This is a genomic window from Streptomyces sp. KR55 (assembly GCF_052245645.1).
GTDB classification, from domain to species: Bacteria; Actinomycetota; Actinomycetes; order Streptomycetales; family Streptomycetaceae; genus Streptomyces; species Streptomyces flavusporus.
In genome coordinates, this window is sequence record NZ_JBQQCE010000463.1 from 1 (window position 1) to 7,810 (window position 7,810).

Sequence of the window (7,810 nt, forward strand, 5' to 3'; positions counted from 1 at the left end):
TAGCGGTGGCCGGCGGCGATCTCCGCTTCGGTGAGCTCCGGCTCGTGGGCGTCCAGGTGCACCTGGTCGGGATAGATGCGGATGCGCAGTTCGCTCCCGTTGGCGAAGAAGCGGGTCTCCAGGCGCACCGGCAGCAGGCAGATCGGCAACCGGCCGTCGAGGGTGGCCACGAATGTCGCCGGGTCGCTGCGGCCGATGGCCCGATCCGACAGCTCGCGCAGGTCGAGCAGGAGCTCCGCGTGGGTACGGCTGAGCGCCGCGTGCTCCTCGAGCAGCTCCGCCACCTGTGCCTGTGCCGCCTGCACCCGGGTGGCCGACGCGCCGGCAGCGACCAGCCGCGCCTGCTCCGCCCGGGCCTCGGCCAGCCGGTCCTCGGTCGCACGCTGGCGGTCGGCGGCCTGGTCCAGGCGGTCCCGTACGGCGGCGAACACGGCGGTGTCGATCTGCGGTGGGGGCACGGTGGCCGACCTCCTAGTTGCGTGGGAGTAGCTGGCCGCTGCGCACGGCCACCCGGACCGGCTTCTGCAGTGTGATGGCCGCGAGGTGCGCGGCGTTGGCGGCGAAGGTGACGCCGCCGCGGGTGGCGCCGGCAAGTGGGTTCCCGGCGATGAGCAGGTGCGAACCGGGCTCGGTCGCAGTGTGTTGCCAGGTGGCGTCCGGCCAGACGCCGATCGGGCCGGGCGTGGTGTCGGCTGGGCTTTCGTCGAAACCGAACCGCGGTTCGGTGGGCTGCTCCTGGAGGACGAAGAACCAGCCGTCGCCCTCCATGTCGGCCTCGGTCAGTGGGAAGCCGAAGAACGTGACGTCGGGGTCGAACCGGCCGCCAAACACCGGACGGACGACGTCGCCCGGGCCGGGCGGGTCCTTCAGGTCGAGGCCCGATGCCCGCCACGCGACCACTGACGTGTTCGGATAACGCCGGAGCAGGTCGCCGCGCACCAGGAGTACCAACTGGCCGTCCCCGCCACTGCGGGCGTTGCGGCCCAGTGTCGTGTCGGTGGCCCAGGTGTGGATCGGAGGGATGTCGGATCGGCCGTCGTACCAGCCCCAGAAGTGCCGGAACGGTGTGCCGCGGCGGTCCGTGGGGTACTCCCGCCACAGTAGCTCGCGGTTCATCTCATGGTTCATGCCGATCAAGAACGCCTCGACGAATCTCGGGTTGGTCTCCAGCAGAGTGATCGTGTTGAGGGGAATGGCGTCGATGCCGGGCAGGAAGCGGTCCGGGCCGTAGCGTGCCAGCAGTTGGTACACCGGCACCGGCAGTTCCGGGAAGGCCAGCACCCGGTCGGCCGTGTGACTGACGACCAGCCGGTCGTCAGCCACGGCGAGCAGTGACGTCCCGGCGACGGACAGCATGGTGGCCAGTCGGCGGGGCACGATCGTCGCCGGGTCAGTCGCCGCCAGAACGGCCGTCTTGGCGTCGGTGACCGCGAAGGGTACGGCAGTCCGGGTCGGGACCGCGGGCGCCGGTGACACCGCCTGGGGGATCCGGTTCCAGGCCGACTCGAAGCGCGAGATCACCGCGAGGTCGCGCATCGGCGTCGGCAGCGTCTTGGTCGGTGTTGCCGACGCCGGAGGCTGTGGGACGCCGCCGACCGGAGGACGGCCCGTCACGGTCACTGGCGGTGCGGTCCCGGGGCGCCGCACGGGCGCGAGCGCACCTGCCGGCAGGTCACCGATGGCCGCGGCCACGGTGGCGGTGTCCGCGCGCAACAACGACGGCGCCACCCTGCCCACCGGTACCGATGGCGTCGCGACCGGGGTGCGAACGACTAGCTGTCCCCGGCCGTCCACGTCGAGTCCCGCGACCCGCGGGCGTGCCCCGGTCAGATCGAGCAGCAGCGCTGGCGCCTCCGGGTTGGCAGCGACTCCGTCCCGGATAGCGGCCAGGACCGCGGCCAGCGACGCGTCCCCGAGCACGCTGCCGCCGCCGCGGGTGGGCGCGGCGTCAACAGCCCGGTCAGCCGTAGGTCGTCGCGGGGCCGAACCGACCCGGTCGACATTCCCTCGCCCAGCCCGGCGACGGTGCGGGCCACCGCCCGGTACCGTGCCCGTCCGTCGCGGAGCACGTCGGCGGGCAGGCTCAGCGGCACCCCGATCCGGGCCATGTCGACCAGGCCGCTGCCCGATCCCGGGATGGTGAGTTCCTCCAGGCCGGCGGCACCGGCCAGGCCGTCGCGGTCGACCAGGTTGGGGTCGACCACGCCGTCGGCGCGGGCCATCCGGGCGACGAGCGTCATGGGCGCCGCGGCGCCGCCGGCGGTCAGCGGACGCCCGGCCCGCCGCGCCGCCCGGCGCAGCAGCGGCTGCCGGCCGCCCAGCAGCCGGCGCAGCGCCGGGTCGGCAGCCGCGTCCGGCAGGCTGGTGCGCTGCACTGTCGCCGTCACGGTCAGCTCGTCGAGCAGCGCTCGTGTGCCCATCGGGGCGGCGAGCTGCAGGAACCGGTGCGCGGGCAGCGGCCGCAGATGACGCTCGTGCAGTCGGCGTGCGACCTCGAGGGCGAGCCGGCCTCGGTTGAGCAGGTCGTTGGCGGGGTTGAGCTGACCGACCTGCTCCCAGGCGGCGTTCATCAGCTCTTCCTGGTTGCGGCGCACCACCTCGGTGGCCAGCCCGGCGGCGGTCCGGCACCTCGGGTCGAGGTTCAGCTCGGTGAACCACCCGCCGTCGACCGCGGGCACCCGGTGGCGCTGGACGTGCCATCCGCCGTACAGCGGCGGGCCCAGGATCGGCGTCTGCGGGGTGGTGCCGGCCTCGGCGAAGTCGGCGGGCGCGTTGAGGGCCTGCCGCAGCCCGTCCTGCAGGCTCTGGTCGACCTCGCTCAACGTGCCCGAGTCGCGGCTCGGAGCGCGCAGCGCACCGTCCATGTCGAGGGTGGCGCCTGGCTGCCCGTCGGCGATCTCCGGCAGCTCGGGGCCGCCGTGGCCGACGTGCATCGGGGCGGAGCCGACTGTCGGCGGGCACACGAACGGGTCGAGCCGCTTGGCCAGTTCCTCGAAGTCGCCCTCCGGGCCGGTTGCGAACTCCCAGTGGAAGTACACCGGCAGTACCAGGTCGGTCGGCGCGGTGACATCCCACGCCGGGCCGATGGTCGGCGCGGCCCCGTCCACGGCCGGGGCCGGTGCCTCGCCGGTGAGGCCGCGCGCCACGCCGGCGTCGAACGCGGGCACCAGACACGCGACGTACCGGTGTCCCGCCTCCAGACGGCGCGGACACACCAGCCGCGAGACATTGAGGTCGGGAGCGGCGTCGAGCGCGGCCGAGGTGACCGGACCGCTCGCCGCATCGGTGGCCACTTGGGTATGCGCCCATGCCCACGACTCCCGCAGGTCCGGCAGCTCGTCGGCGACCGCGGCGCTGGTGAGCTCGATGACCGGCAGAGGCCCGCGCCGGCCGCTCAAGCTGGTCATGTGCGGCGGTTCGACGACGGCGCGGTCCAGGCACACCAGCACCAGCCAGGGCCGCAGCCGCTGGTTGGTTCCAGGGGCGGCCGGGGTGAACAGCCACGGGAAGTCGGACGGGTCGAACTCGATGGCCGGCAGGTAATTGGGCTCCACGTCGCTGCTGTGCGGCCGGGGGTCGGTGCGCACGATCAGGTGGGTGTCGATGCCCAGCACGTCGCCTGGGCCGTACAACGCCAGGTTCATCGACGCCAGCCCGGCGCCGGTCACGGTCACGCCGACCGACACTGCGGCCCGTTCCGGGAGCGGGCTCCCGTCGGCCGGGTCTGGCCCGCCCACCTCGGCGGCCAGGCCGCGGCGGGTCCAGGGAAGGAAGCGGTACTGCGCCACCTCGGCCATGTCGGCTCAGCCTCCCTCGAAGGCTTCGATGAGCTGAACGTCGCGGGCTAGACCCTGGTCGGCCAGCGTCTGCTCAGCGACGGCGGTGGCGAACCGGGCCACTCCGGTGAAGTCCATCGCCCGGCCGAGGTCGGACCGGCTCGCCGCAGCCAGTGGGGCCTCGGTCACGGTGATGACGACCGGCGAAGCCGGGCGCATGGCCTCGGTCCTGCTGCGCAGCGACTGGGCGGCGGCGCCCTGCCGTGCGAACACCTGCAGGTCCTCCTGGGTGATGGCGGCGGTCACCTTGGCCAGCCGCAGGACGTTGCGGTCCCGTTCCGGTTCGCGGTCCAGGTAGTGGGTCTCGTACCGCAGATCGCCCTTCACCTCGCCGAGTTCGCCGGTGGGTACGGTGTACGCCTCGGTGCCCACCGCGATGCCGGCGGTGAACCGCTCGAACGAGGGGGCGGTGAGCTTCTGCTCCTCGGTCATGTCGACGAAGTGCGCGCGGGTGAACGACTCGGTGACCGTCGGCGGGGAGGTCAGGGTCTGCGTGCCGATCGTGACGCTCTCGATGTTGAGCCGGTTGGGGCCCTTGAGCCGAGCGTTGCCGAACTTCTCCAGGGTGAGCCCGAGCGGTGCCACCCGTTCGATCGCGGTGAGGCTGCCGAGGGGATGGGCGAGCAGCCCGTCGACGCCGGCGATCGGGCCGAGGCTGACCATGCCCTTGCCCCCGGCCGGCAGTTGCGCGCTCCAGTTGCCCGGATTCTGCAGCGCCTGCCGCACCAGCGCGGCTGCGTCGACCTCGATGGCCGGGGTCTCCGGTGCGGAGCCGATGCTCTCGTCGAAGGACTTGTCGATGTCCCAGAACAGGATGGAGAACGTCACCGTGCCGGTGATCCGCCACAGGCCCGGGCCGGACAGCGTGCCCTTGAAGTCCACCGAGGCCAGACTGCGTCCCCTGAACTTCACCGACACACCGGCCTTCAGGTCCACCTCGAAGTGGAAGGTCGGTTCAAAGAAGAAGATGGCGTCGAAGCCGAGCCGCCCGTCGATCGACAGCGGCCCGAACTTGGCCTGGGCGCGCAGCGAGGCGCCGGTCTGCACGGTAGAGGCCGCGACGGCGAAGTAGCCCTCGATGGCGATCTTCACCGGGCCGATGCTGAAGCCCACGGCAAGCCGGTCGATCGGGGCCGGGGTGCCGGTGGGGATGTCCTTGAACCGGGGGTGGAAGCCACCGGCAGCGAGGACGAAACTGGGCTGCTCTCCGAAGTCCGCCTGTACGACCAGCATGCCCGACAGCGTGATCTCGGCGACCTTGGAGTCGCGTAGCCGGGCCACGAAGCCGATCCGCTTCGACACCGCGTCGTAATAGCCGAGGATGTCCACGAGCAGCTTGAGCAGCGGCGGCGTACCCGTGGCCTCCGGCAGCATCTGCACCCGCAGCTGGCCGATCAGCACCAGCCGGCTGAAACCGACCGGCGCATTGCCTGGCGGCAGCACGTTGTCGAGCTGGACGATGATCCCCAGCCGCAGCGTCACAGTCGCCGGCGTGCCCCAGCCCAGCTCCAGCATCGGGCCAAACGTCACCGCGCCCGGAGTCACCGGGAAGACGGTGCGCAGCCGGTTGATGATCCGCGGCGCGTCCCCGACCGGGTCCTTGGGGAACAGGATGTCGTCCAGCACCCCGTCGCGCATGCCGCTGGTGAGCGCGTCGATGCTCACCCCGTGGTGCAGGCCGATCATGCCGCCGACGCCGGTGAGGGTGAAACCGAACGACAGCTGGATGGGCGCGAACTGCCCGTACACCATCAGCAGCAGCGCCCACCCCTGGGACCCGTCGGGCATCGGCACCCGGGTCGACAGGATGCCGATCGCCTTGACCGAAACCGGCCCGACGGCCAGCTCCAGCGCCCCGGCGTACTCCCCTCGCGCCGGGTCGATGAACAGGTAGCCGCCGCCCTTGACCACGCCGACGTCGATGGCCAGCCCGATGCCGTTGGGCGGCTTGAAGCCCAGCGAGGCGTCGAGCACGCCAAGGTTGCCGTCGCGCACCGCGACGTCGGCCTGCATCCCGATCCGGTCCACAGTGGCCGCAAACGGGCCGAGGCGCAGCGAGAACGCCCCGGACAACTCGACAGTGAGGTCGCGTCCGGTACGGCTCGGGCCGAGCGCCACATCGAGGTGGTGCACGGTGAACACGCCGAACAACGAGGCGTTGACCGGCAAGGTGGCCTGGGCCTGGGTGCCCCCTTCGACGCGCAGGCCGTTCGCGGTGTCGGCGGTGAACACCAGGCCGAACTCGACCTTGAGCTGCCCGCCGGGCAGCTGGGCGAGTAGCCCGTCGCCCTGGGAAAGGTCGACGACGAGCGCGGCCTTCTCCATGCCGAGCCGGAAGACGGCCCGGTCCGCGCCGATCTCCACGCCGATGAGCAGCTTCTCCACGTCGAGGCGGGTGCCCTGCGCGTCGCCGATCCGGAACGCCAGCTGCCCGGCCTTGGCGCGCACCGCATCCAGCCGGACGAACCCCGACGGGTCGCCGCCGGCCTGGAACGGCAGCGGGGAGCCGCCGAAGGGTACGAGCACGTCAAAGGCCGCGGTCGCGCCAGTCTTGAACCGGTATGTGGTGTCGCCATCGGTGTGCTCGGCGGACAGTCCCCCGCCGAAGCTGAGGAACAGCGCTGGCCCGCGGTGCTCGCGCGGCAACCCGAGCAGCGTCAGTGACAGCCGGGCGGACACGTCCCCGGGCGGCCCGATCAGCAGCGTGACGGCCCGGGCGGAGACCTGGTCGGCCAGCGGGGTGGCCGACGCCGGGTCGGGGTCCCAGCCGTAGTAGGCCTCGTACGCCTCGCGGGCTTCCAGGCCCAGCTTGCAGGCCACCGCCTCAAGAACGGTGATGATCAGCCACGACAGCGCGGTGAGCCGCTGCAGCACCACCTCACCGCTGCCCGGGGATGGCGGCTCGCCCTTGAGCAGGCCGACGACCAACGCGGGGTCGAACTCCTCGACGGCCTCCGGGTCCTCGGTCACCAACAGACCCAGCTTGCTCAGCCCGTACAGGAGCGGCGAGCGCACCCGCACGGTCTCGATGCTCATGATCCGGAGCAGCAGGTACGCGACGTCCCAGCCGGTCGCCTGCTCGTCCTGCAGCGCCGTGCCGAGGTCCTTGAACGCCGCGATAACGTCGAGGAGCTCCTCCACGGTGTCCGCGAACGACTCCTTGTCCGGATCCAGACCGGCCGCGAACTGCTGGAACTCGGCCTTCTTCGCCTCGGGGATGCTCGCCCCCGGGGCCAGCCCGAGGTCCTCGCGGATCATCTCCGCGATCTCGGGGTCCCCGAGGTTCTCCTGCACCCAGTCGGCGGCCTCTTTAAACCACTTGATGAGCTCCTCGAAGGCGTTCGGCGGTTGGGTCATCGCGTCTCCAGCTCGGGCCGGGGCTCGGTGGTGGGAGCCAGCGAGATGTCGTGCATCGTGTTGTCGCTGCACGTCGTCGAGTCGGGCGCATCTTTGGACAACAGCGTGTGCACCACGTGCAGGGCGCCGTCGGAGCCACCAGTGACCGACACCAGCCCGATGTTGTTGGTGAAGACCATCTGCCGCAGGTGCTCGAAGTGGGTGAACGCGACCTGCGCGTGTCGGGCCGCCACCCGGCGGTACCCGGCGACCGGGTCGGCCGGGTCAAGTTCCTCGGACAACGTGGGCTGGCGCAGCGCCACCGGCCGCGCCGTCTCCGGCCGCTGATCGCGCTGCAGGCTGAGCCGCCAACGCCAGTCGGGCGGCTTGTCGGCCGGAAGCGTCGCGCCAGCTGGCCACAGCCGGGCCGGCACCAAGGCCGGCGACCGGCGCATCCGGGCCCGCCGCCCCGACCCGATGTGCTGGCCGTCGGGGACGACGATCGACGCGGCGCCCTTCCAGGCCAGCCGCTCCGGCCGCGGGTCGCTCTCGTACCGCTGCAGCAGCGCGGAGCTGCGCAGCACCGCCTGCACCTCATCGCGGAAGCTATTCCGCGACGGGCTGGCGGTGAGCTGCAC

At 72.0% G+C, this 7,810-nt stretch carries 5 protein-coding genes; all 5 read right to left on the bottom strand.

Annotated features, from left to right (window positions below; all coding sequences use genetic code 11):
• A partial coding sequence (locus ACTWQJ_RS41885; RefSeq protein WP_443311661.1) for a hypothetical protein occupies window positions 1-458 on the bottom strand: 458 nt, incomplete at its 3' end.
• 13 nt (window positions 459-471) lie between these two features.
• Complete coding sequence (locus ACTWQJ_RS41890) at window positions 472-1,920, bottom strand: hypothetical protein (protein WP_443311662.1); 1,449 nt, start codon at window positions 1,918-1,920, stop codon at window positions 472-474.
• The gene (locus tag ACTWQJ_RS41895) at window positions 1,827-3,797 is read right to left on the bottom strand and encodes a hypothetical protein (RefSeq protein WP_443311663.1); all 1,971 of its coding nucleotides are present in this window, start codon (window positions 3,795-3,797) and stop codon (window positions 1,827-1,829) included. The genes ACTWQJ_RS41890 and ACTWQJ_RS41895 overlap by 94 nt, the downstream gene beginning before the upstream one ends.
• Window positions 3,798-3,803: 6 nt before the next feature.
• Window positions 3,804-7,193 carry a DUF6603 domain-containing protein gene (locus ACTWQJ_RS41900; RefSeq protein ID WP_443311664.1) on the bottom strand — a complete coding sequence of 1,130 codons (3,390 nt, stop codon included), beginning with the start codon at window positions 7,191-7,193 and terminating at the stop codon, window positions 3,804-3,806.
• A partial coding sequence (locus tag ACTWQJ_RS41905; protein ID WP_443311665.1) for a hypothetical protein occupies window positions 7,190-7,810 on the bottom strand: 621 nt, incomplete at its 5' end. The genes ACTWQJ_RS41905 and ACTWQJ_RS41900, both read right to left, overlap by 4 nt.